General features: G+C 67.9%; 24 protein-coding genes. 12 read left to right on the forward strand and 12 right to left on the reverse strand.

Annotation, left to right across the window (positions count from 1 at the left end; translation table 11 throughout):
* Positions 1 to 4 precede the first annotated feature (4 nt).
* The 6 genes from CFB89_RS15965 to CFB89_RS15990 all read right to left on the reverse strand — a co-directional run bounded on the left by CFB89_RS15965 (position 5) and on the right by CFB89_RS15990 (position 7,329).
* Positions 5 to 1,015: an ABC transporter permease subunit gene (locus CFB89_RS15965; protein WP_089468688.1), complete on the reverse strand. Its 1,011-nt coding sequence runs from the start codon at positions 1,013 to 1,015 to the stop codon at positions 5 to 7.
* Between the two features lie 118 nt (positions 1,016 to 1,133).
* The gene (locus CFB89_RS15970) at positions 1,134 to 2,762 is read right to left on the reverse strand and encodes an ABC transporter substrate-binding protein (RefSeq protein WP_089468689.1); all 1,629 of its coding nucleotides are present in this window, start codon (positions 2,760 to 2,762) and stop codon (positions 1,134 to 1,136) included.
* 319 nt (positions 2,763 to 3,081) lie between these two features.
* Positions 3,082 to 4,389, reverse strand: coding sequence for an MFS transporter (locus tag CFB89_RS15975; protein ID WP_089468690.1), 1,308 nt, complete (start codon positions 4,387 to 4,389; stop codon positions 3,082 to 3,084).
* Positions 4,390 to 4,579: 190 nt separating this feature from the next.
* On the reverse strand, positions 4,580 to 4,891 hold the full coding sequence (locus CFB89_RS15980; protein WP_021163765.1) for a high-potential iron-sulfur protein: 312 nt from the start codon (positions 4,889 to 4,891) through the stop codon (positions 4,580 to 4,582).
* Between the two features lie 156 nt (positions 4,892 to 5,047).
* Positions 5,048 to 6,157, reverse strand: coding sequence for an NAD(P)/FAD-dependent oxidoreductase (locus CFB89_RS15985; protein ID WP_089468691.1), 1,110 nt, complete (start codon positions 6,155 to 6,157; stop codon positions 5,048 to 5,050).
* Between the two features lie 191 nt (positions 6,158 to 6,348).
* Positions 6,349 to 7,329, reverse strand: a complete 981-nt coding sequence (locus tag CFB89_RS15990; RefSeq protein WP_089468692.1) for an AAA family ATPase — start codon at positions 7,327 to 7,329, stop codon at positions 6,349 to 6,351.
* Positions 7,330 to 7,581: 252 nt separating this feature from the next.
* Between CFB89_RS15990 and CFB89_RS15995 the strand changes: the two genes are divergently transcribed.
* From CFB89_RS15995 to CFB89_RS16035, 9 genes are all read left to right on the forward strand, one after another.
* Positions 7,582 to 8,310: a nitroreductase gene (locus tag CFB89_RS15995; protein ID WP_089468805.1), complete on the forward strand. Its 729-nt coding sequence runs from the start codon at positions 7,582 to 7,584 to the stop codon at positions 8,308 to 8,310.
* 146 nt (positions 8,311 to 8,456) lie between these two features.
* A complete protein-coding gene (locus CFB89_RS16000; RefSeq protein ID WP_089468693.1) occupies positions 8,457 to 8,945 on the forward strand; it encodes a hypothetical protein in 489 nt (162 codons plus the stop codon).
* A 5-nt stretch (positions 8,946 to 8,950) separates the two neighbouring features.
* Positions 8,951 to 9,766 (forward strand): endonuclease/exonuclease/phosphatase family protein, encoded by an 816-nt coding sequence (locus CFB89_RS16005; protein ID WP_089468694.1) that lies wholly within the window; start codon positions 8,951 to 8,953, stop codon positions 9,764 to 9,766.
* Between the two features lie 312 nt (positions 9,767 to 10,078).
* Complete coding sequence (locus tag CFB89_RS16010; RefSeq protein WP_050014236.1) at positions 10,079 to 10,849, forward strand: ferredoxin--NADP reductase; 771 nt, start codon at positions 10,079 to 10,081, stop codon at positions 10,847 to 10,849.
* 415 nt (positions 10,850 to 11,264) lie between these two features.
* The gene (gene rqpS, locus CFB89_RS16015; RefSeq protein WP_089468695.1) at positions 11,265 to 12,080 is read left to right on the forward strand and encodes a quorum system sensor histidine kinase RqpS; all 816 of its coding nucleotides are present in this window, start codon (positions 11,265 to 11,267) and stop codon (positions 12,078 to 12,080) included.
* 7 nt (positions 12,081 to 12,087) lie between these two features.
* Positions 12,088 to 12,744, forward strand: coding sequence for a response regulator transcription factor RqpR (gene rqpR, locus CFB89_RS16020; RefSeq protein WP_089468696.1), 657 nt, complete (start codon positions 12,088 to 12,090; stop codon positions 12,742 to 12,744).
* Positions 12,745 to 12,982: 238 nt separating this feature from the next.
* Positions 12,983 to 14,389, forward strand: a complete 1,407-nt coding sequence (locus CFB89_RS16025; protein ID WP_089468697.1) for an amino acid permease — start codon at positions 12,983 to 12,985, stop codon at positions 14,387 to 14,389.
* Positions 14,390 to 14,926: 537 nt separating this feature from the next.
* Positions 14,927 to 15,430, forward strand: coding sequence for a hypothetical protein (locus CFB89_RS16030; protein WP_089468698.1), 504 nt, complete (start codon positions 14,927 to 14,929; stop codon positions 15,428 to 15,430).
* Positions 15,431 to 15,639: 209 nt separating this feature from the next.
* Positions 15,640 to 16,665 (forward strand): XdhC family protein, encoded by a 1,026-nt coding sequence (locus CFB89_RS16035; protein WP_089468806.1) that lies wholly within the window; start codon positions 15,640 to 15,642, stop codon positions 16,663 to 16,665.
* Positions 16,666 to 16,729: 64 nt separating this feature from the next.
* Here the strand turns inward: CFB89_RS16035 and CFB89_RS16040 are convergent, their stop codons facing one another.
* From CFB89_RS16040 to fliE, 6 genes are all read right to left on the reverse strand, one after another.
* Positions 16,730 to 17,464: a PepSY-associated TM helix domain-containing protein gene (locus tag CFB89_RS16040; RefSeq protein ID WP_089468699.1), complete on the reverse strand. Its 735-nt coding sequence runs from the start codon at positions 17,462 to 17,464 to the stop codon at positions 16,730 to 16,732.
* A 269-nt stretch (positions 17,465 to 17,733) separates the two neighbouring features.
* Positions 17,734 to 18,051, reverse strand: coding sequence for an EscU/YscU/HrcU family type III secretion system export apparatus switch protein (locus CFB89_RS16045; RefSeq protein ID WP_059583955.1), 318 nt, complete (start codon positions 18,049 to 18,051; stop codon positions 17,734 to 17,736).
* Entirely contained in the window at positions 18,048 to 19,403 is a 1,356-nt protein-coding gene (locus tag CFB89_RS16050; RefSeq protein ID WP_089468700.1) for a flagellar hook-length control protein FliK, read from the reverse strand. Before CFB89_RS16050 ends, CFB89_RS16045 begins: the two co-directional genes overlap by 4 nt.
* 127 nt (positions 19,404 to 19,530) lie before the next feature.
* A complete protein-coding gene (locus tag CFB89_RS16055) occupies positions 19,531 to 19,863 on the reverse strand; it encodes a flagellar protein FliT (RefSeq protein WP_089468701.1) in 333 nt (110 codons plus the stop codon).
* On the reverse strand, positions 19,860 to 20,294 hold the full coding sequence (gene fliS / locus CFB89_RS16060; protein ID WP_089468702.1) for a flagellar export chaperone FliS: 435 nt from the start codon (positions 20,292 to 20,294) through the stop codon (positions 19,860 to 19,862). The genes CFB89_RS16055 and fliS overlap by 4 nt, the downstream gene beginning before the upstream one ends.
* Positions 20,295 to 20,547: 253 nt before the next feature.
* Entirely contained in the window at positions 20,548 to 20,892 is a 345-nt protein-coding gene (gene fliE, locus CFB89_RS16065; protein WP_006486991.1) for a flagellar hook-basal body complex protein FliE, read from the reverse strand.
* A 248-nt stretch (positions 20,893 to 21,140) separates the two neighbouring features.
* Here fliE and fliF point away from each other — a divergent pair, with 248 nt between their 5' ends.
* The 3 genes from fliF to fliH are packed head-to-tail and all read left to right on the forward strand — an operon-like array spanning position 21,141 to position 24,565.
* A complete protein-coding gene (fliF, locus tag CFB89_RS16075; RefSeq protein WP_089468703.1) occupies positions 21,141 to 22,904 on the forward strand; it encodes a flagellar basal-body MS-ring/collar protein FliF in 1,764 nt (587 codons plus the stop codon).
* A complete protein-coding gene (gene fliG / locus CFB89_RS16080) occupies positions 22,894 to 23,889 on the forward strand; it encodes a flagellar motor switch protein FliG (RefSeq protein ID WP_089468704.1) in 996 nt (331 codons plus the stop codon). Before fliF ends, fliG begins: the two co-directional genes overlap by 11 nt.
* Positions 23,882 to 24,565, forward strand: coding sequence for a flagellar assembly protein FliH (gene fliH, locus CFB89_RS16085; RefSeq protein WP_089468705.1), 684 nt, complete (start codon positions 23,882 to 23,884; stop codon positions 24,563 to 24,565). The genes fliG and fliH overlap by 8 nt, the downstream gene beginning before the upstream one ends.
* Positions 24,566 to 24,572: the final 7 nt, after the last annotated feature.

The following is a 24,572-nucleotide window of genomic DNA, read 5'->3' on the forward strand; positions in this document are numbered from 1 at the left end:
GGGATTACCTCGTGTGGCGGATGCGCGGATTCAGCACGCCGTACAGCAGGTCGACGACCAGGTTCACGACGATCACGAGCGTCGCGATCAGCAGGATGCCGCCCTGGACGACCGGATAGTCGCGGCGGCCGATCGCATCGATCAGCCACTTGCCGACGCCGGGCCACGAAAAGAGCGTCTCGGTCAGCACGGCGCCAGCAAGCAGCGTGCCGATCTGCAGGCCGATCACGGTGACGACCGGGATCAGCGCATTGCGCAGCGCATGCACGACGACCACGCGCACGGGCGACAGCCCTTTCGCGCGGGCGGTGCGGATGTAGTCCTCGCGCAGCACTTCGAGCATCGACGAGCGCGTCATCCGCGCGATCACCGCGAGCGGGATCGTGCCGAGCACGATCGCGGGCAGGATCAGGTGGCTCACCGCCGACTTGAACGAGCCTTCGTCCGGCGCGAGCAGCGCGTCGATCAGCATGAAGCCGGTCGGGTGCGGGAAATCGTATTCGACCGCGATGCGCCCGGACACGGGCGTCCAGCCGAGATATGACGAGAACACCATGATGAGGATCAGCCCCCACCAGAAGATCGGCATCGAATAGCCGGTGAGCGCGGTGCCCATCACGCCGTGATCGACGACCGAGCCGCGCCGCAGCGCGGCGATCACGCCGGCCGGCAGCCCGACCGCGAGCGCGAACACGAGCGCGCACAGCGACAGCTCGACCGTCGCAGGGAAGCGCGCGAAGAACTCGCCCGCGACGCTCGTGTTGGTGATGATCGACATGCCGAGGTCGCCATGCAGCGCCCGGCCGATGTAGTGGAGATACTGCAGGGGCAGCGGCTGGTCGAGCCCGAGGCGTTTCATCGCCTCCGCGTGCATCGCGGGATCGACGCCGCGCTCGCCCATCATCACTTCGATGGGGTCGCCCGGTATCAGGTGAATCAGCGCAAACGCCAGGATGGTGATGCCGATGAAAGTCGGGATCACCATCCCCACGCGGCGCAACACGAATCTGAACATGATGCGTCTCGTATTTTCTTGTGGGAAATGTGCGACCGGCGACGAAGGGCTTCTGGCCCCTCGCCGCCGGATGATTTCAAGCCGGTTTTCTCAATGACGACAGCTTACGCCAGCCCGGTTACTTCACGCTGACACCGTCGAAACGCGCATAGCCGAGCGGTTCGATACGCATGTCGACCACGTTCTTGCGCACCGGCTGGTAGACGGTCGAGTTCGCGATCGGCGAGAACGGCAGCTGTTGCGCGAAGATCTGCTGCGCCTGCGTGTAGAGCTTCGTGCGCGCGTCCTGGCCCGTCGTCGTGCGGCCCTTCTGGACCAGTTCGTCGAACGGCTTGTAGCACCAGTGCGAGAAGTTGTTGCCCTTGATCGCTTCGCAGCCGAGCAGCGTGCCGAGCCAGTTGTCGGGGTCGCCGTTGTCGCCCGTCCAGCCGATCAGCATCGTGTCCTGCTCGCCCGAGTGCGCGCGCTTGATGTACTCGCCCCATTCATACGTGACGATCTTCGCCTTCACGCCGATCTTCGCCCAGTCGGCCTGGATCATCTCGGCCATCAGGCGGGCGTTCGGGTTGTACGCGCGCTGCACGGGCATCGCCCACAGCGTGATCTCGAAACCGTTCGGGAAGCCTGCCTTCGCGAGCAGCGCCTTCGCCTTCGCGGTGTCGTAGGGCGGCAGCTTCAGGTTCTTGTCGTACGACCATTGGGTCGGCGGCATCGGCGCGTTCGCGGCCTGGCCGGCGCCCTGGTAGACGGACTCGAGGATCGCCTTCTTGTTGATCGCCATGTCGAGCGCCTGACGCACTTCGAGCTTGTCGACCGGCTTGTGCTCGACGTTGTACGCGAGGTAGCCGAGGTTGAAGCCGGCCTGCGACGGCATGTCGACGTTCGAATCGGCCTTCAGCGTCGCGATGTCGGCCGGGCGCGGATAGCTCATCACCTGGCATTCGTTGCGCTTGATCTTCTGCACGCGCACGCCCGGATCCGGCGTGATCGAGAAGATCAGCTTCGAGAGCTTCACTTCGCCCTTCTTCCAGTAATCGGGATTGCCGTCGAAGCGGATCGTCGCATCCTTCGTGTAGCTGCGGAAGATGAACGGGCCCGTGCCGATCGGCTTCTGGTTGATGTCGGCGGCCTTGCCGGCCTTCATCAGCTGGTCGCCGTATTCGGCCGACAGGATCGACGCGAATTCCATCGCCATGTTCTGGATGAACGGCGCGTTCGGCTCGGCCAGCGTGAACTTCACGGTGTACGGGTCGACCTTCTCGACCTTCGTGATCAGCTTGTCGAGGCCCATGTCGGTGAAGTACGGGAACGACACCGGGTACGCCTTGCGGAACGCATTGTTCGGGTCGAGCATGCGCTGGAACGTGAACAGCACGTCGTCCGCGTTGAATTCACGCGTCGGCTTGAAGAAGTCGGTCGTGTGGAACTTCACGCCGTGGCGCAGGTGGAACGTGTACACCTTGCCGTCGGACGACACGTCCCACTTCTCGGCGAGGCCGGGCTCGACCTTCGTGCCGCCGCGCTCGAATTCGACGAGGCGGTTGTAGACGGTGAACGTGGCGGCGGTGAAATCGACGCCGGTCGTAAATTGCGCGGAATCGAAACCCGCCGGGCTGCCTTCTGAGCAGTAGACGAGCGTTTTGTTCGGGATCTGTGCGAATGCAGAGCCCGCGACGCCGAGCGATGCCGCTGCCACGCCTGCCATGGCGGTAACACGCAGGGTGTGCAACAGACGGTTGTATTCCATGTTTCCTCCAGGTCTCCAGATCGGAACCGGTCCCGCCAGGGTCCGGCGTACGCGGATATTACTTGAGCTAACGATGCGGCAACAAGCTGGAGAAAAAACTCTTCCATATGCGCGCCGGGTTTTTGCCGATTTTTAGTGGGGGTAAAAAATGCGACAACGCGCGCGAGCGCCGATTCCGTGCATTTCGCGCCTGTTTCGTTCGACGACTAAACAATTCGGGTGCGAACACGACGGGGCGACGCACGATGTCCCCGCGTTCTGCAGTACATCATTGCGTTTCGCGAAACGATGGGATGAGCGTCTTCAAATCGTCATGTCGTCACGCCGGCGCGTCGAGGTCGGCGCTGCGGGCGGGCACGAACGCGACCGCGACGATCGACAGCGCGATTCCCGCCATCACGTAGTAGGTCGGCGCGAGCGGCGTGCCGGTCGCCTTGATCAGCCACGTGACGATGAACTGGCCGAAGCCGCCGAACAGCATCACCGCGACGTTGTACGCGATCGACAGGCCGGTCGAGCGCACGTTGGCCGGGAACAGCTCGGCGATCATCGCGCCGAACGGCCCGTAGTAGCCCGCGAGCGTCACCGACAGCACGGCCTGCACCGCGATCAGCCGCCCGATGCTCGGCGCGGCGTCGAGCCACGCGAACAGCGGATACATCAGCGCGAACGTCAGCACCAGCGACCACAGCGACAGCCCCTTGCGGCCGATGCGATCCGACCACGCGCCCGCGATCGGCGACAGCACCATCAGCAGCAGATTGCCGACGATCACCGCGTAGAACGATTCCGCATAGGGCAGCTTCAGCTGCTTCACCGCGAAGGTCGGCAGATAGCTGATCAGCACGTAGATCGTCACGGTGAGCGCGATCACCGAGCCGAGCCCGCACAGCACCTCGCGCGGGTGGCGCGTGAACACTTCGCCGAGCGTCGCGCGACGCGCGCTCTGCTGCGCATGCAGGAATGCTTCGGAATCGGCGAGATGGCGGCGGATGTAGAAGCCGATCGGGCCGATCACGAGCCCGAGGATGAACGGCACGCGCCAGCCCCAGCTGCGCAGCGCGTCGTGCGACAGCCCGCGCGTGACGGCCGCGCCGACGAGCGCGCCGATCAGCAGCGCGCCCGCCTGGCTCGCCATCTGCCAACTGCCGTAGAAACCGCGTTTCGAGAACGGCGCCGCTTCGATCAGCAGCGCCGTCGCGCTGCCGAATTCGCCGCCCGCGGAGAAGCCCTGCAGCAGGCGGCCGAGCACGATCAGGATCGGGCCGCCGATGCCGATCGCCGCATAGGGCGGCGCGATCGCAAGCAGGAAGATGCCGGCCGTCATCAGCAGGATCACGAGCGACAGCGCGGCCTTGCGGCCCGCGCGATCCGCGTACAGCCCGAACACGATGCCGCCGATCGGGCGCATGAAGAACGCGACGCCGAACGTCGCGGTGGTGAGCAGCAGCGACGAGTATTCGCTGGAAGTGGGGAAGAACAGCTCGGCGATCACGACGGTCATGAAGCCGAACACCGTGAAGTCGTACCACTCGAGCGCATTGCCGATCACGGCGGCCACCACGGCGCGCCGGTTCAGCGCGCGCTCGGGCCGGGCCGTTTTCGTTGAATTCGCAATCGTCGCCATGCGTGCCTCGTCCTCGTGAATTCGCCGTGTCGGGCGGTTCGGCGCGCGGGATGCCGCGGCGCGCTGGTGTGCAGCGAGTGTAGAAAGCGACGGAACCGTTTTCAAGCAATAAAAAACGCCCGCCATCGAACGACGGCGAGCGTGTTGCGGTTTTCGCCGCTTTGCGGCATCGCACGATGCCGCACGGGCCTCAACCCATCTTCGAGAAGGCGCTGCACCAGCCCTTCGCCGACACCTGCTTGCCGGGGAACGCGCCGCACGGGCCCGACGCCGAGCCCTTCTTGCCCTGGTACAGCATGCAGGCCGCGCAATCCTGGCCCGCTGCGTATTTCGGGTACTTCGTCTTGTCGACCTTCGTGGCATCGGCCTTGTAGCCGAGCGCCACCGCGGTCGGATCGGTTTCCGACAGCATCGGCGCATCGGCCAGCGCTTCGCGCGACAGCGCCAGCGCGGACACCGCACCGATGCTCGTGATCAGGAAACTCCGACGGGATGTTTTCATGGGGACTCGCTCCAACGTTATCGGTTTGAAAGCCGTTCTGGCGACGGCGTTCAACAGAATAACCGCCAAGCGAATAAATGTGCGCGCCGAAATGCCGGAGATAAGGGATTCCACACGGGCGTCACGCGGCCCGCACGCACGGCGGCGGGCCGTGCGTCACGCGCGCGACACCATGTCGCCGACGCGCTGCGCGAGCGCGAGCGACGCGGTGAGCCCCGGCGACTCGATGCCGAACAGGTTCACGAGCCCGCGCACGCCGTGTTGAGCCGCCCCCTGCACGATGAAGTCGGCCGGCGGCTCGCCGGGCCCCGCGACCTTCGGCCGGATGCCCGCGTACGCCGGCTGCAGCGCGTCGTCGGGCAGGCCCGGCCAGAATGCGCGGATCGATGCGTAAAACGTGCCCGCGCGCGCCGGATCGACTTCATAGCGCAGCGAATCGCACCACTCGACGTCCGGGCCGAAGCGCGCCTGCCCGCCGAGATCGAACGTCAGGTGCACGCCGAGCCCCGCGCGATCGGGCATCGGGTAGATCAGGTGCGAGAACGGCGCACGGCCCGACAGGCTGAAATAGTTGCCGCGCGCGAGATAGAGCGGCGGCACCCAGCGCGGATCGAGGCCGCGCGTGCGGTGCGCGAGCGCCTGCGCGCCGAGCCCCGCGCTGTTGATCACGCATGCAGCCTCGATCTCGGTCGGCGCGGCGCCGCCGGTACGCACGATGAAGCGCCCGCCGCGCAGCACGTCGATCGCTTCGACCGGAGATTGCAGCGCGCACATCGCGCCGTCGCGTTGCGCGTCGCCGAGCAGCGCGAGCATCAGCTGATGGCTGTCGACGATGCCGGTCGACGGCGAGAACAGCGCCTCCACGCATTCGAGCGCGGGCTCGAGCGTCTGCGCCTCGGCGCGCGTGAGCGGCAACAGGTCGAGCACGCCGTTTTCGGCCGCGCGCGCGCCGATCGCCTTCAACTGCTTCACTTGCGCGGCGCTCGTCGCGACCAGCAGCTTGCCGGTGCGCTGGTGCGGCACGTGATGCGTGTCGCAGAATTCGTACAGCATGTCGCGCCCATGCACGCACGACGTCGCCTTCAGCGACCCGCGCGGATAGTAGAGCCCCGCATGAATCACCTCGCTGTTGCGCGAACTCGTGCCCGTGCCGATCGCGTCGGCCGCCTCGAGCACGATCGTTTCACGCCCGCGCGCGGCCAGCTCGCGCGCAATCGCCAGACCGACGACACCCGCGCCGATCACGACACAATCCGTCTGCTCCATGGCTTTTCGCGCTGCTCGCGCGTCGAAGGGAGAGAAAAGAATTGTACGTCCCGGTTCGCCCGCTTGCCGAACGCGTGCGCATCGTGTCGCGACGATACGGACGGGGGTGCGGACAACGAAGTGGCCGGGCGTGCGATCCACACGCCGCGCACACCCCGCGCGCACGCCGCAGCGGTGCGCGCGGGGCGGCGTCAGAAGCCGATCGGGCGGCGCTTCGCCGCGCCTTCGTCGGCGCGGATGTCGGCCGGCCCGATCGCGTCGCGGCCGTCGAGCCGCGCGGCGCCGAACGCGTGCAGCAGCGCGCGGCGCATCGTGCGCGGCGGCGTCGCGGCCAGCACGTCGAGCGCATCGTCGCCGAGCGTCTCGGGGAAGCGCCGCCCCCACGCATGCGACGTGCGGATCTCGTCGTAGATCGTCTGCGCGATCCGGCGCGCGCCGGCCGCATCGGGCGCCGCGATCTCGTACACGTTCATCCGGTTGAGCAGCGGCTCCGGAATCGCGTGCGCGTCGTTCGCGGTCGCGATCCAGATCACGTTGCCCGCGTTGATCGGCACTTCCGCGAATTCGTCGACGAACGCGCGCGCGGTGTCGTGCTCGAGCAACGCATACAGCGCGCCGAGCGGATCGTATTGCGCATCGCTGCCGGCCTTGTCGATCTCGTCGACCGCGATCACCGGGTTCGCGTAGCTGCCGTTCACGAGCGCGTCGAACACCTTGCCGGGCTTCGCGTTCTTCCATTGCGACGACGCGCCCGACAGGATCCAGCCGGCCGTCAGCGAACTCATCGGTACGTAGTGGTACGCGGTGCCGAGCAACTGCGCGAGCGCCTTCGCGAAATGCGTCTTGCCGATCCCGGGCGGCCCGAGCAGCAGGATCGGCATCAGTTCGAGCCGGTCGTCCGTCTCGAGACACAGGGCGATCTGCTTGCGCACGTCGTCGAGCGGCTCGCCGAAATTCGGCAACGCCTCGCCGAGCGCGTCGAACGACGGCATCCGGTTCGGCTTCACGCAGAAGCGCAGATTCCCCGTCTTGAGCATCCGCTCGTAGGTCGAGCGCAGCGCGTCGCTCGCGCTCTCGTTCAGGTCGCCCAGCGCCGTCTCGACCTGCTCGAGGTCGTACACCGTGCTGAAGGACGCCACCGCCAGTTCCTGTTTCACCATCGCCGTCGTCATACCCACCTCGCTGCACTTGCCGTCACACGGTCATCAGACCCTTACGATTTCAGTGTAACGATCCCGCATCGCCGTGCAAGCAAGCAGCCGGAGCACTCTGCTGCTAACAGCGCGCGCCCGCTGCACGGCCGCGCGCCGCGGCGTATGATCGAACGTTCACGACGCACGCGCCGGGCTCGCCGATCGGGCCCGCGCATCGCCCGCACACAGCCCCGCACCTCGCCTGACGCCTCGCCGCCCGAAGGTATGCCGATGCCCGTCCACGCTGCTTCCCCGCGCGTCGATTCCGACGCGATCCGTTCCGTCGAGGCCGTCGACGCCGCGCTCAAGTCGCGCCGCGCGGTCCGCGCGTTCCTGCCGACGCCCGTGCCGCGCGACACGATCGAGGCGATCCTCGAAGCCGCGAGCCGCGCGCCGTCGGGCACCAACATCCAGCCGTGGCGCGTGTACGTCGCGACGGGCGCCACGCGCGACGCGCTCGCCGCCGCGCTCACCGCGGCCTACGACGACCCCGCGCGCGACGAGAAATACGTCGCCGAATACGACTACTACCCGCGCGAATGGGTGTCGCCGTATATCGACCGGCGCCGCAAGGTCGGCTGGGACCTGTACGGCCTGTTGAACATCGGCCGCGACGAGAAGGCGCGCATGCATGCGCAGCACGCGCGCAATTTCCGTTTCTTCGATGCGCCGGTCGCGCTGTTCTTCACGCTGGACCGGGTCATGACACATGGCGCGTGGCTCGATTGCGGGATGTTCCTGCAAGGCGTGATGACGGCCGCGCGCGCCCGCGGCCTCGATACCTGCCCGCAAGCCGCGTTCGTGCCGTTTCACCGGATCGTCGCCGAACATCTCGACATTCCCGCCAACGAGCTGCTCGTCTGCGGGATGTCGCTCGGCCAGGCGGACCCCGACGCGATCGAGAACCGCCTCGTCACCGAGCGCGCGAGCGTCGCGGAGTTCGCGCGCTTTTTCGCTTGAAAACGCATGACGCGGCCCTACCTGTCGAGCAGGACCGGATCGTGCTGCGAACCTGTCGCGGCACGCCCCGTCACATCGCGACCGAAATCGATCGGGCGTAAGATGTGCGTCCGTTCCCCGCTATCCCGCGTTTCCGGAGACGTTTCATGCTGAAACACGGCCTGGCCGTCCTGCTTGCGAGCGTCGTGCTCGCCGCCCATGCGCAGAGCCCCGCGCCGGCCGTCGTCGCATGGGAAATCCAGGTGGTGCGCGACGGTCAGACGATCGACACGTTCCAGCAAAACACCACCGTGGGCCAGTCCCGCACCGATACCCATCGCTACCCGGCCGCCGTGCCGGTGGGCTGCGGCAATGCCGCGCGCGTCGTGCCGACCGAGCGCTCGCGCTCGGTGACGGTCGCCCCGCTCGCCGTCGACGCCAGCGCGAACACCGTGTCGCTCGGGCTCGACGTGCAGGAAACGCTCGACGACGAAAACGCGACGCGCAGCGATCCGTGCGTGCCGGCGTCGCCGCGGCAAATCGTCGCGAGCCACCCCGGCCTGGCGGTCGGCGGCGACGCCTGGACCGACTGGACGCTCGTCGAGCAGCATCCGCATCTCGTGTACCGCGTGCGGGCGCACGTCGCGAAGGACTGAACGTCATGTCCGCCGATGCCCTCTCCTTGCCGTTCGCCGAGCCGCACGCCGCGCCCGACGAAATCACCGCCGTCAGCTGGAACCTGCACAAAGGGCGCTCGCCGCTCGGCTTCACCGCGTGGAACGCGATGCGCGACTGGATGCAGTCGACTCACGCCGACGTGTATTTCCTGCAGGAAGCGATGGCGCGCCGCATGCCGCGCCCGATGCTCGCAGCGGGCTTCGGCGCGCCGATGGACGACACGGTCGACGACGTGTGGCATTGCCAGGCCACCGAGATCGCGCAGGCGCTCGACTGGCAGATCGCGCTCGGGCCGAACGTGTTCAAGCCGTCGTGGCGGCACGGCAACGCGATCCTGTCGCCGCATCCGCTCGACCTCGGCGGCCGCTGGGACATCTCCGCGCACCGCTTCGAGCGGCGCGGGCTGCTGGTCGCGCGCGCGACGCTCGCGGGCGCCCGACCGGTCACGCTGCTGTGCGCGCACCTCGCGCTCACGCGCGCCGCGCGGCTGCGCCAGATGCACTGGATCGCGCACTGGATCGTGCGCAACGCGGGCGACGGCCCGCTGATGCTCGCCGGCGACTTCAACGACTGGCGCAACGATTCGGTCGCGCTGTTCGGCGAGATCGGGCTGTCCGAGGTCGCGACGCTGCTCGGCGAATCGGGCCGCACGTTCCCCGCGTTCTCGCCGGCGCTCGCGCTCGACAAGATGTTCGTGCGCGGCCTGACGCCGCTCGAATGGCGCGCGCCGTCCGGCGAAGCCGCGTGGCTGTCGGACCACCTGCCATACATCGCGCGCCTGCGCCTCGATCCGAAATAACGCCCGCGGCAGGCCGCGCGCCCGCCCGTCACGGCGCCGCCGGCGCCCGCCGCATTCGCCGCACCACGCGCGGCCGGCCACCGAAGGCCTATTGAAAGGATGTGTTGCGCCAAATCCGCGCAGCCGCGGGGGTCAAGCCCGCGATCCGCGTCGACAGGGTAAAATAACGAGTTCCTCAAACGTCTGTCATCGAGAAGGCGCGCGTCCGACGCGCGCCGGCCGGCCGATTCGCGATCGGGCCGTCGCACTCGGTTTTTGCCCATTTTTTGGGCCCGTTACACGCGTTCGCCACGCGCGTCCGTTTTCAAAGCCATGAGCAAATACGACACCGCCACCGTCCAATCCGTCCATCACTGGACCGACACGCTTTTCAGCTTCACCTGCACCCGTGAGGCGAGCCTGCGCTTCAACAACGGCGAATTCACGATGGTCGGCCTGGAAGTCGACGGCAAGCCGCTCGCGCGCGCCTACTCGATCGTCAGCCCGAACTACGAAGAGCATCTCGAATTCTTCAGCATCAAGGTGCAGGACGGCCCGCTGACGTCGCGCCTGCAACACCTGAAGGTGGGCGACACGGTGCTGATCGGCAAGAAGCCGACGGGCACGCTGGTCGCCGACAACCTCCTGCCGGGCAAGACGCTGTGGATGCTGTCGACGGGCACGGGCCTCGCGCCGTTCATGTCGATCATCCGCGATCCGGACATCTACGACCGCTTCGACAAGGTGATCCTGACCCACACGTGCCGCCTGAAGGGCGAGCTCGCGTACATGGACTACATCAAGCACGACCTGCCGGGCCACGAGTACCTGGGCGACATCATCAAGGAAAAGCTCGTCTACTACCCGACGGTCACGCGCGAAGCGTTCGACAACGAGGGCCGGATCACCGACCTGATCGCGACGGGCAAGCTGTTCACGGATCTCGGCGTGCCGGCGTTCTCGCCGGAAAACGACCGCGTGATGCTGTGCGGCAGCACCGCGATGCTGAAGGACACGACCGAGCTGCTGAAGCAAGCCGGCCTCGTCGAAGGCAAGAACAGCGCGCCGGGCCACTACGTGATCGAACGTGCGTTCGTGGACTGATCGATCCCCGAATTTGTGCCGCATCAAGAACCGGAGCGAAAGCTCCGGTTTTTTTTCGTCCGGACTTGGCGAATTCGTAACAAACTGGGACCATTCCATCTCAAATAGTTACATTTGGATACGCCGTCCCCGGGCGGTCGGGTGTCAGTGTTTTTCCTACAACACCTTCATTCCGATTATTCACATTTACCCTTAAATGTCCGCCTGACATGACCTTTTCGGAAATTTTGAGATATTATTCGGCGCGCGTGGTTGCCGTTCGGATGAGCGTGAAAGGGTCGGATGCAAGTGTTACAAGACGTAACTTTTGTTACTTCGGCATGGAGCGATTTTCCGGCGGCGACCGTCATCTAAACGGCAGCCAGCCCACGCAGCCAGCCGGTGTCTGAACCGCTTTCTGACAGCAGGGAGAGTCATGGATACGTCGCTTAACGCGCCCTCGGGCGCCCACGCCCCGTTCCCGTCGCGGCAGCGCATGCCTGGCCGCGCTGCTACTCCGCCGATGGCCGACGCCGCGTCGAAACGCGACGCGTCCGCCGCACGGATCGCGGCACTTTCCGCCCAGCTTCTCGCCGCCGACGAAGCGGCTCGCCGCCATCTGGCCGGCGAACTGCATGACGGGCTCGGCGCCGAATTGACCGCCGCCCGCTTCGCACTCGCAAACGTTCAAACGTGGCTGCCGGCCGATGCGCCGGAAGGCTGCCTGCGCGCGCTGGCGCTGGCGCAGCAGGCGCTCGACGCCGCGACCGACGCGAATCGCCGCCTCATCGACGAGCGCGACACGCCGGCGCTGGACGCCGGCATGGTCGGCACGCTGGCGTCGTGGATCGACACCCATGCGGCCCGCACGGGCCTGCGCACGAGCTTCGTGTGCGCGGCCGACGCCCGCCTGACGCAGCTTGCCGGCGCGAGCGCGCTCGCGGTGTTCCGCGTCGCGCAGGAAGCGTTGTCGAACGTCGCGAAACACGCCCGCGCGACGTCGGTCGACGTCCGGATCGCCACCGACGGCACGCACCTGTCGCTGAGTGTCGCCGACGATGGGACCGGTTTCGCCCGGCACCGCCGCAACGGCTACGGCCTGGCCGGCATGCGCGCCCGCTGCGAGGCGTTCGGCGGCAGCTTCGAGGCGGCCACGCCGGCCACCGGCCGCGGCACGCGCGTCACCGCACGCTTCGCGTGGGATTCGCTGCTCGCGGTGCCGGTCGCGGCACGCCGCGCGTCGCTTTCGTGAGGTCGCGATGAGCCTGAACATCCTGCTCGTGGACGATCACGCGATCGTCCGGCAAGGGATCCGCCAGTTGCTGATCGACCGCGGCATCGCGCGCGACGTGACCGAGGCCGAGAACGGCGGCGACGCGATGGCCGCCGTCGACAAGCAGGAATTCGACGTGATCCTGCTCGACATCTCGCTGCCCGACACGAACGGCATCGAGGTGCTCAAGCGCCTCAAGCGCAAGCTGACGCGCACGCCAGTGCTGATGTTCTCGATGTACCGCGAGGACCAGTACGCGGTGCGCGCGCTGAAGGCCGGCGCGGCCGGCTACCTGTCGAAGACGGTCAACGCCGCGCAGATGATCAACGCGATCCAGCAGGTCGCGGCCGGCCGCAAGTACGTGAGCCCCGCGATGGCCGAGGCGCTCGCCGAATACGTGTCGTTCGAGAACGAACCGCTGCCGCACGAGAAGCTGTCCGATCGCGAATACCAGACGCTCTGCATGCTCGCGTCGGGCAAGCGGCTCACCGATATCGCGAACACGCTGTCGCTGTCGGTGAAGACGGTCAGCGTGTACCGGTCGCGGCTGCTCGAGAAGATGCGGCTGTCGAACAACGCGGAACTCACGTTCTACGTGATGAGCAACCGGCTCGTCGACATGGCGCCCACGGCCGGCGCCTGATCCTCCGGCCAGCCCCGCATTCGTCCGATCGCGCGACGCGGCGCCCGCCGCGCCGCGCTTGGCCGCGCCCGCTTCGCCCCTCCCTTCGCACCCGTTTCGCGCGCAAACGCTTGTTTTTCCGGACGATTTCACGCCGCGCCGCTGCACCGCAGCGGGGCGTGCACGCCAAATCGGCTAAAATTATCGGTTTTCACTCAGTCGGCGCGCCGCGCCTGCGCGTGCCGGCGATTCATCCGCAATGTCTCTCTTCCGCAAGAAAAACGTCGATCGCATGATCGCCGGCGCGCAAGCCGCCGGGCTCAAGAAAGCGCTCGGCGCGATCGACCTCACGTTCCTCGGCATCGGCGCGATCATCGGCACCGGCATTTTCGTGCTGACCGGCACCGGCGCCGTGCAGGCCGGCCCCGCACTGATGCTGTCGTTCGTGATCGCCGCGATCGCGTGCGGCCTGGCCGCCTTGTCGTACGCGGAGTTCGCGTCGTCGATCCCCGTCGCCGGCTCGATCTACACGTATTCGTACGCGACGCTCGGCGAGCTCGTCGCGTGGATCATCGGCTGGGACCTGATGCTCGAGTACGGCCTCGCGTCGTCGGCCGTGTCGGTCGGCTGGTCGGGCTACCTGCAATCGCTGCTGCAGGGCTTCGGGCTGTCGCTGCCGACCGTGCTGACGGCCGCGCCCGGCGCGATGCCGGGCGTCACCACGTGGTTCAACCTGCCCGCCTTCCTCGTGATGATCGTGATCACGACGCTGCTGTCGATCGGCATCCGCGAATCGACCCGCATCAACAACATCATGGTGTTCATCAAGGTGTCGGTCGTGCTGCTCGTGATCGCGGTCGGCCTGTTCCACGTGACGCCCGCGAACTGGAAGCCGTTCATGCCGCACGGCTGGAACGGCGTGTTCGGCGCGGCCGCCGTGATGTTCTTCGCGTTCATCGGCTTCGACGCGGTGTCGTCGGCGGCCGAGGAAGTGAAGAACCCGAAGCGCGATCTGCCGATCGGCATCATCGCGTCGCTCGCGGTGTGCGCGGTGCTGTACGTGACGGTCGCCGCGGTCGCGACCGGCATCGTGCCGTCGGCCCAGTACGCGAACATCTCGCACCCGATCTCGTACGCGCTGCAGGTCGCCGGCGAGAAGTGGGTCGCGGGCTTCATCGATCTGGGCGCGGTGCTCGGCATGCTGACCGTGATCCTCGTGATGAGCTACGGCCAGACGCGCGTGATCTTCGCGATGTCGCGCGACGGGCTGCTGCCGGCCGCGCTGTCGCGCGTGCATCCGCGTTTTGCGACGCCGTTCCTGACGACCTGGCTGGTCGGCCTGTTCTTCGGGCTGATCGCCGCGCTCGTGCCGCTCAACGTGCTCGCCGAGCTGATCAACATCGGCACGCTCGCGGCGTTCTCGATGGTGTCGATCGCCGTGCTCGTGCTGCGCCGCACGCACCCGGAGCTGCCGCGCGCGTTCCGCTGCCCGGGCGTGCCCGTGGTGCCGATCCTCGCGGTCGCGTCGTGCCTGTTCCTGATGCTGAACCTGCAGCCCGTCACGTGGGCCGCGTTCGGCATCTGGCTCGTGATCGGCCTCGTGATCTACTTCCTGTACTCGCGGCACCACTCGAAGCTCGCGCACGGCCACCCCGACGCGCACTGATCGCCGCCGTGCCGCACGCGGCACGGTGCGCACCCGCGGGGCCGGTTACCGGCCCCCGCTCGCCCTCCCTTCTTCTGTTTCACGCATCACGCCACGTTGCCTTTCCTGCAACGATCCGCGCGTCAATTCCGATTTCCATTTGCCGTTTTTCGAATGCCGGTATATTCGATTTCGATCGAAAAATCGATCGATCTAAAATGTCATTGAATTGAATATAAATAGAAGAAAATAATATCGCGCCCAGCATTGAACTCTTGCATCGGCCAAACTAGTATTCAGTCGGCTGGCCGCGTTCCTCGCCCAGCCCCGATCGGACGGGGTTCTGCGCCGCAGCGGGCGCAACGCGATGCAATCGATTCAATCGAAGCGTCTTTTCATCAAACGGAAATTCATTGCACGCTCACAAGCGAATTTTTCAGAATCTTTTTAATTAAAAAATAAAACCGGATAAATCCGGTCGCTGGTATTGAATTGCCTCCATCCGGAGGCATGTCGCTGCACCTGTCCGAAGTTCAACAAAAACCTGAGAGGTCTTTCATGAGCAATACATTGGTCAACGTCACGGCGAAGGTCGAAATCAGCGCGACCAACCAGACGATTACGGGGCTCAAGGATTATCAGAGCAAGAACTGGGCGATCGGGCTGAACGGGGATACGCTGGCACCGGACGGTTTCCTGACGTTCTTCACCGAGCGCAACCTGCCGTTCAGCTACTACGTCCGCGCGCGTGGCGTCTCGGTCGGCGAGCCGAGCGCGTACCAGGCGAATATCGAAACGCTGACGCAGCACATCAACGCGATTCGCGCGTCGGAGACGAACCTCGTCCAGGCGACGATCCGCGAGCTCGAGCTGTACAAGTCGAGGAACTGGGCGATCGGCCTGAACGGCACGACGCTGCAGCCGGACAACTTCCTGCCGTTCTTCGGCACCCGCTCCGTGCCGTTCGAGTACTACGTGCGCAGCGGCGGCGTCGAGCTTGGCTCGCCGAGCGCGTATGACACCAACATCCGCAACCTGACGCAGTACCTGGGCTCGCTCTGACGCATCGCCCCGCCGGGCGGATGCATCCGCCCGGCGCCTGCCGACCGCCCCGTCACGGGCCGCGCTGCCCGCCTTCCTTGCCGCCGCGCCTCGCCCTTCCCCGTCTTGCCTCTTCCCCGTCGCCTGCACGCTTGCCCCGGCCGGTTCATAATCGCGCCATCGAACGGCGGCCCGCATCGGCGGTGTCGCCCGGCAACAGGAAGAAGATGATGGAAAGCGTCGATCTCGATGTATTGAAATCCAGTGCGCGCTGGCTCGAAGAAGGGCGTCGCGTGCTGCTCGTGACGGTCGTGAAGACGTGGGGCTCGTCGCCGCGCCCCGAAGGCGCGATGCTGGCGGTGCGCGAGGACGGCCTGGTGGTCGGCTCGGTGTCCGGCGGATGCATCGAGGACGACCTGATCGCCCGCGTGCACGCGAGCGGCATCGCGGCCGATGCGCGCCCGGAAGCGCTCAAGTACGGCGTGACGGCCGAGGAAGCGCACCGCTTCGGCTTGCCGTGCGGCGGCACGATCCAGCTCGTGCTCGAACCGCTCACGCGCGACAGCGGCGTCGCCGCGCTGTGCGCGGAAGTCGAGGCCGGCCGCCTCGTCACGCGCACGATGACGCTCGCGACCGGCCGCGCGTCGCTGTCGCCCGCGCAGGCGACCGACGGGCTCGCGTTCGACGGCGAACGGCTCGTGACGATCCACGGGCCGCGCTACCGGATGCTCGTGATCGGCGCCGGCCAGTTGTCGCGCTACCTGTGCCAGATCGCGGTGGGGCTCGACTACCAGGTGACGGTATGCGATCCGCGCGACGAATACACGGATGCGTGGGACGTGCCGGGCACGCGCGTCGTGCATACGATGCCCGACGATACGGTGCTCGACATGAAGCTCGATGCGCGTTCGGCCGTGATCGCGCTCACGCACGACCCGAAGCTGGACGATCTCGCGCTGATGGAGGCGCTGAAGACGCCCGCGTTCTACGTGGGCGCGCTCGGCTCGCGGCGCAACAACGCGGCGCGGCGCGAGCGGCTGCGCGAATTCGATCTGAGCGAAGTGGAACTGGCGCGGCTGCACGGGCCGGCCGGCATCTACATCGGCAGCCGGACGCCGCCGGAAATCGCGATCTCGATCCTCGCCGAGATCACCGCCGCGAAGAACAACGTGTCGCTGCCGACGATCCTGCAGGTCGAAGGCGCGAAGGCCGCGCGCGAAATCGCGGCGAACAGCGGCGCGGCCTGCGGCCTCTGACCCACGGCGGCGGGCGGCCGCGCGCTCGCCGTCGGGCGCAGGCCGCGGCCGGCGCGAACGTCGATCAGGTCAGGCCGGCAGCCAGCGCGGCGGCGACCGAACCGACCACCAGCACGACGCCGACCGTGCGGCGTTTGTTCAGCTCGGTCCACAGCAGCACGCCCGTCAGCGACAGCAGGATCAGCGAGCCGGCGATCGTATCCATCAGCAGCACCCAGCCGAGATTCATCCCGACGCCGCGATGCAGGTTGTTCAGCGTCGTCAGGAACGTGTTGCCCGTGCGCTTCACCGACACGTAGCCGTTGCCGACCCAATATTCGCCCTGCAGGTTCTGGTGCGGCCCGAACACGCCGAATTGCCAGTGCTCGGGCTGCATCACACGCTTGTCGCCCCACGCGACGGCCTGCGCGGGCTCCTTGCGCATGCGGCCCGGCTTGCCGTCGAAATGCAGCTCCTGCTGCAGCCACTTCGTCATCGCGGCGGGCGTCTTCGGCACCGGATCCGGCAGCGCGATCTGCATCTCCTCGACCTGCGGCTCGCCGGTCGAGATCTTCAGCGGCGGCGCGCGGTGGTTCAGCACCACGCCGGTCACGCCGAACAGCAACCCGAGCACCGCGCCCCACAGCCCGACCCAGCCGTGCACCTTGCGCAGCCACTTGATGAAGGTCGCGCGGCGCGAGCGCCGGCGGCGCGCGGCCAGTTCGTCGTCGTTCAGCGGGCGGCCCGCCGGGTGCAGCACGGTGACGCCGGCGCGCGGCATGCCCGTCTTGGGCGGGTCGATCGTTTCGGGCGCGTTCACGCGAAGGTATCCATTCGTTCAAAACGACGGGCGGCGCGCAGGAAATGCGCGCCGCCCGGGCAACATGAAAATGAGAATGGATATCATTACATAAATCGGAAGGCGGCTCAATCCGTGCGCGTACGGACCGGTAGGACCCACGCCGCGCACGAACGCGGAAAAAAGGATGCATTGCGACCCGATGGCGACCGATAGACGCAACATGTCGACCGAATGATCCCGCCGACCACGGACGGCCGTCCGTCGGAAGCCACCCGGCGGCAGGCCGTTCAGCGCAACGGCGGCAACGGGAAACGCGGCGCGGCGGCGTCCGGCGCGGGCTCGGTGCGATCGAGCGCGTACAGCCACGCGAGCAGGTCGGCAACCGCCTGATAGAGCTGCGGCGGAATCCGGTCGTCGAGATCGACCTGCATCAGCAGCGACACCATCTCCGGCGCCGTGTGCACGTACAGCCCCGCATCGTGCGCACGCGCGACGATCATCTCGGCGAGCACGCCATAGCCCTTCGCGACCACGCGGGGCGCCGCATCGCCGCCTTTCGGGTCGTAGACGAGCGCGGCCGCGCGCTTGCGGGACGTCATGCTCATCGCAGCGCCTCGTCATCGTCGCCCGGCGCCCGCACGTCGGGGCCGCCGGCCGCGCCGCGCGCATACGCGGCGGCGGCCGTCTGCGCGGCGAACAGGTCGAAGCCGTCCGGCCCGTCGTCGACCGCGCGGATCGACAGCCCGCCCACCGTGAGCCCCGAGCCTTCGAGCCGCTGCCGCAGCGCGGCTTCGTGGCGCGTGAGGCGATCGGCGCCCGTCTGGTTCGCCCGCAGCCGGGCGAGGAGCTGCGCGCCGTTCAGCACCAGTTCCGCATCGACCGTGCCGAGCGACGGCAGCGTCAACGTGAGGCGCGTGCGCCACGCGATGCCGTCGCCCGTGTCGTCGCCGCCGCCGCGCGGTGCGCGGTGGCCCGGGTCGTCCGGTTCGATCGTCCAGTCGAGCCGCGCGCCGGGCCACGCCTCGCCGGTCCAGCGAAACTGGTCGGTCGCGAGCGCATCGAGCTGCTGTCGAACGAGCGGCACGGCGGCCGGATGCACCGTCGCGAGTGGCTGCGCCTGCAGATCGGACGATGCGGCGGCCAGCTCGGCGCGCGCGGGCGTCCAGCGCGTATCGGCGTGCGCGGCCAGCGGATCGGCGGTATCGGGCGGCAACGACGCGCCCGGCCGGGTCGCGGCCGGTGGGGCCTGCCCCGGGTCGCGCGCAGGAGCGCCGCCCTGGGCCGGCGGTGGCGCGCTGGCCCGCGCGGCGGCCGGCAGCGGCGGCGGGCGCTGCGCGAGCAGTTCGTCGAGCACGTCGGTCGGTTCGTGCGGGACGGCTGCCGGGTCGGCCGGCGCGAGCGCGGTGGCGAGGCGTGCCTGCGGCTCGCGCATGAGCGCCGCGAGCGGACGTTGGCCGGCCAGCCACTGCGCGAGATGGGATTCGTAGAAGAGGCCGCTTTCGCTCACGGTCTGCGCCAACGCCGCGCGCAACGCCGCGACCGGCGGCGGCACGGCCGCTTCGCGCACCGCCGTGGCGGACGATGCCGGATCGGCAGCCGGCGTGGACGACGCTGCGGGACCGGGCGCAGCCGGCGCGCGCGCCGGCACCGGCGTATCGGTGAGCAGCACGGCGGGATCGGCGAGCAACGGGAGCCGGCCGACGATCGCCGGCGTCGCGTCGCCGCCCGAGCGCGAGATCGCGTCGAGCACGCGTCCGACATCGGACAGCGCGGTCTGCGTGGAAGCCGGGGGTGCGGCGGGCGGGCTGCCGGCCGGCGGCGGGGACGACGCGCCGGTGCCCGGCGTGCCGACCTGCGCGGTCGCGCCGCCGCCGGCGGGCGCCGCCACGGTGCCGGTCAGCAGGCTGTCGAGGCGGCTCGCCAGCAGCGCGGCCGCAACGGAGTCGATACCGGTCATGATCGGGGCCTGCTCAGCTCAGCCAACGGGTTGCGAATCCGTGCGCGGCACGCCGGTGCCGCGCACGGGAACAGCGCGCGCCGCGTGCGGCGCCGGGTGCCTCGCGCCGGTTTCCCGGCGAACGGCCCTACCCGCGCGCGCGATAGAGATCGGTCAATACCTGGGTCGAGCGCCGCGCCTCGAACAACGCGGACAGCCGCGCGACGTCCGGGCTCGCGAGATCGCGGATCGCGGCGTCGTCGGCCAGGATGCGGCGGATCAGGTCGAGCTTGCGGCCGAGATCCGATTCGTCGAGCACGACGCCCGGATCGGCCTGCTTCAACCCGTCGACAAGTTGCATGAATTCGGCCTGCAACTCCGGCAACGCGTTCCAGTCGGCGCCGCGCGCGGCGCACAGCATCCGGCCCGACACGGCGGCGAGCGCCTCGTAACGCTCGAAGTATTCGGCCTTGTGATTCATCGTGTTGCTTCCGCTACCTGTTGCGCGGCCATCCGCGCGACTTCCGGGGCGATGCCCGTCCATGCTTCCTCGAGCGTCGCGAGCAAGCCGTCGACCTCGACCAGCATCGCGTCGCTCGCCTGCGCGTTCGCTTCCAGCAGCCGCCGGCCGATATACGCATACAGCGCATTGAGCCGTTCGGCGATCTCGCCGCCCGCGTCGCGGTTCAGCGACGCCTGCAGGCCGCTCTCGACGATCCGGATCGCCTTGCCGATCGCTTCGCCGCGCCCGGCGACGTTGTCCTGCTGCAAATGCATGCGCGCCAGCGCGATCGCCTGCCGCGCGCCCTGGTACAGCATCGCGATCAGCCGGTGCGGGGAGGCGCCCATCACCCCGGTCTCGACGCCGACACGCGCATACGCATTGGCTCCAGCGTGTCCTGGGGAAAACATGCGCTTCTCCTTGTTATTTGCCTTGGCTAGTCGGGAGCCGCCGCCGTGCGTCGCACGGTGCGGCTTTCACCGGAGTTATCGGAAGGGATTTGGAAAGCTTTAGGTGCGCGGGCGCCGCGCCGGCGTCCGATGCCGGCTCGCCGGCCCCGTCGTGCAAGCCTGGAACCGTCTCTGGATGCCCGTCGCCGGTTAGCCGTCCCCGAATGCCCGCCCCCGGATGCCCGTCGCCGGATGCCCGTCGCCGGATGGCCGCTCAAACCGACATCTGCATGATGTCGTTGTAAGCGCTCACTAGCTTGTTGCGGACCTGGAGCCCGAACTGGAAGCCGATGTTGGCTTTCTGCATGTCGACCATCACGTCGTTCAGCGAGATGTTCGGCGCGCCGACCTCGAACGCCTTCGCCTCGCCCAGCGCGTGCTGCTGGTCGCCGCTGATCTTGTCGAGCGACGCCTTCATCGCGCTCGCGAACGTGCCGGCCGTCGCCGCGCCCGAGCCGGCCAGCGCCGCCGTCGGGCTCGCGACGCCGCCGGACGCCTGCGCGGCCATCGACTGCATCTGTTGCAACACCGAACCGATTCCGCTGACGTTCGCAGTCATGCTGTCCCCAGACATAGAGAAGAGACCCGGACGCACCGGGCGACCCGCCGGCGCCGCACCACGCGCACCATGCCGGATCGCGAAAAAGGATAGCAGCGCGGCGCGCGTCAAAGCCGCGAAAGTACGGGGGAAACCCCGCTCTTTTCGGTCGATCGGAGTGCGCCGCGGGTCACGATAATCGCATCGTGTCATTGTCCGCCCGCTCGTCCGAGCGAGCTCAGTCGTCCCGCTCCGGAGAAACTCGACGCATGGATTCGCAGGCCAACTCGCTGATCAACCCAGACGCCCGCGCGGGCCTCAGCCCGGCGCCAGGCGCCGCCGCGGCCGCCGCGTTGCCGGGCGCGGGCGGCGCAGGCGCGGACTTCGGGCTGGGCGGCTTCGCCGAACGCATTCCCGGCATCTCGCGGATGAAGGGCAACCCCAAGCTGCCGTTCGTGATCGCCGTCGCGTTCGCGATCGCCGCGATCACCGCGCTCGTGCTGTGGAGCCGGGCGCCCGACTACCGCGTGCTGTACAGCAACCTGTCGGACCGCGACGGCGGCGCGATCATCGCCGCGCTCCAGCAGGCAAACGTTCCCTACAAGTTCGCCGATGCCGGCGGCGCGATCCTCGTGCCGTCGAACCAGGTGCACGAAACGCGCCTGAAGCTCGCCGCGATGGGGCTGCCGAAGGGCGGCTCGGTCGGCTTCGAGCTGATGGACAACCAGAAATTCGGCATCAGCCAGTTCGCCGAGCAGATCAACTACCAGCGCGCGCTCGAAGGCGAACTGCAGCGCACCATCGAATCGATCAACGCCGTGCGCAGCGCGCGCGTGCATCTCGCAATCCCGAAGCCGTCGGTGTTCGTGCGCGACAAGGAAGCGCCGAGCGCGTCGGTGTTCGTCGACCTCTATCCGGGCCGCGTGCTCGACGAGGGCCAGGTGCAGGCGATCACGCGGATGGTGTCGTCCGGCGTGCCCGACATGCCGGCCAAGAACGTGACGATCGTCGACCAGGACGGCAACCTGCTGACCCAGACCGCATCCGCGTCCGGCCTCGACGCGAGCCAGCTCAAGTACGTGCAGCAGGTCGAGCACAACACGCAGAAGCGCATCGACGCGATCCTCGCGCCGATCTTCGGCGCCGGCAACGCACGCTCGCAGGTCAGCGCGGATCTCGATTTCTCGAAGATCGAGCAGACGTCGGAAAGCTACGGCCCGAACGGCAATCCGCAGCAATCCGCGATCCGCAGCCAGCAGACCAGCAGCTCGACCGAACTCGCGCAGGGCGGCGCGTCGGGCGTGCCGGGCGCACTGTCGAACACGCCGCCGCAGCCCGCTTCCGCGCCGATCGTCGCCGGCAACGGCCAGAATGCGCCGCAGACCACGCCGGTCAGCGACCGCAAGGACCAGACGACCAACTACGAGCTCGACAAGACGATCCGCCATACCGAACAGCCGATGGGCAGCGTGAAGCGGCTGTCGGTCGCGGTCGTCGTCAACTACCAGCCGGTCGCCGACGCAAAGGGCCACGTGACGATGCAGCCGCTGCCGCCCGCGAAGCTCGCGCAGGTCGAACAGCTCGTGAAGGATGCGATGGGCTACGACGCGAAGCGCGGCGACTCGGTCAACGTCGTGAACAGCGCGTTCTCGACCGTGAGCGACCCGTACGCCGACCTGCCGTGGTGGCGCCAGCCAGACATGATCGCGATGGCGAAGGAAGCCGCGAAGTGGCTCGGCATCGCGGCGGCCGCGGCGGCGCTCTACTTCATGTTCGTGCGCCCGGCGATGCGCCGCGCGTTCCCGCCGCCCGAGCCGGCCGCGCCGGCGCTCGCGGCGCCGGAAGACACGGTGGCGCTCGACGGCCTGCCCGCGCTGGAGAAGGCCGCCGACGAACCCGATCCGCTGCTGCTCGGCTTCGAAAACGAGAAGAACCGCTACGAACGCAACCTTGACTACGCGCGCACGATCGCCCGCCAGGATCCGAAGATCGTCGCCACCGTCGTGAAGAACTGGGTGTCCGATGAACGCTGAAGGCTTGACCAAGAGCGCGCTGCTGCTGATGTCGATCGGCGAGGAAGAAGCCGCGCAGGTATTCAAGTTCCTCGCGCCGCGCGAGGTCCAGAAGATCGGCGTGGCGATGGCCGCGCTGAAGAACGTCACGCGCGAGCAGGTCGAGGACGTGCTGCAGGAGTTCGTGAAGGAAGCCGAGCAGCACACCGCGCTGTCGCTCGATTCGAACGAGTACATCCGCTCGGTGCTGACGAAGGCGCTCGGCGAGGACAAGGCCGGCGTGCTGATCGACCGCATCCTGCAGGGCAGCGACACGAGCGGCATCGAGGGCCTCAAGTGGATGGATTCGGCCGCGGTGGCCGAACTGATCAAGAACGAGCATCCGCAGATCATCGCGACGATCCTCGTGCACCTCGACCGCGACCAGGCGTCCGAAATCGCGTCGTGCTTCACCGAACGGCTGCGTAACGACGTGCTGCTGCGGATCGCGACGCTCGACGGCATCCAGCCGGCCGCGCTGCGCGAGCTCGACGACGTGCTGACGGGTCTGCTGTCCGGCAGCGACAACCTGAAGCGCAGCCCGATGGGCGGCATCCGCACCGCGGCCGAGATCCTGAACTTCATGACGAGCGTGCACGAGGAAGGCGTGCTCGAAAGCGTGCGCCAGTACGACGCCGATCTCGCGCAGAAGATCATCGACCAGATGTTCGTGTTCGAGAACCCGCTCGACCTCGAGGATCGCGCGATCCAGATGATCCTCAAGGAAGTCGAGTCGGAAACGCTGATCATCGCGCTGAAGGGCGCGCCGCCCGCGCTGCGCCAGAAGTTCCTCGCGAACATGTCGCAGCGCGCGGCCGAACTGCTCGCCGAGGATCTCGACGCGCGCGGCCCGGTACGCGTGTCCGACGTCGAGACGCAGCAGCGCCGCATCCTGCAGATCGTGCGCAACCTGGCCGAGAGCGGCGCGATCGCGATCGGCGGCAAGGCGGAAGACGCGTATGTCTGATTCGGCGAGCGATCGCGTGGGCACCCTCACCGCTTACCAGCGGTGGGAGATGGCGTCGTTCGACCCGCCGCCGCCCCCGCCGCCGCCCGACGATGCGGCCGCCGCCGCCGCCGCGCTCGCCGAGGAACTGCAGCGCGTGCGCGACGCCGCTCACGCCGAAGGCCATGCGGCCGGCCACGTCGAAGGCCAGGCGCTCGGCTACCAGGCCGGTTTCGAGCAGGGCCGCGCCCAGGGTTTCGAGGCCGGCCAGGCCGACGCACGCGAACAGGCCGCGCAGCTCGCGACGCTCGCCGCGTCGTTCCGCGAAGCCGTGTCGGCGGTCGAACACGATCTCGCGTCCGACCTCGCGCAGCTCGCGCTCGACATCGCGCAACAGGTCGTGCGCCAGCACGTGAAGCACGACCCGGCCGCGCTGGTCGCCGCCGTGCGCGACGTGCTCGCGGCCGAACCCGCGCTGTCCGGCGCGCCGCATCTCGCGGTGAATCCGGCCGATCTGCCCGTCGTCGAAGCGTATCTGCAGGACGACCTCGACACGCTCGGCTGGAATGTGCGTACCGACGCGTCGATCGAGCGCGGCGGCTGCCGCGCGCACGCCGCGACCGGCGAGGTCGACGCGACGCTGCCCACGCGCTGGCAGCGCGTCGCCGCCGCGATCGGCAAGGTGAGCACGTGGTGACGCGCTC

Origin of the sequence: Burkholderia sp. AU16741 (genome assembly GCF_002223345.1) — a bacterium.
Classification (GTDB): domain Bacteria; phylum Pseudomonadota; class Gammaproteobacteria; order Burkholderiales; family Burkholderiaceae; genus Burkholderia; species Burkholderia sola.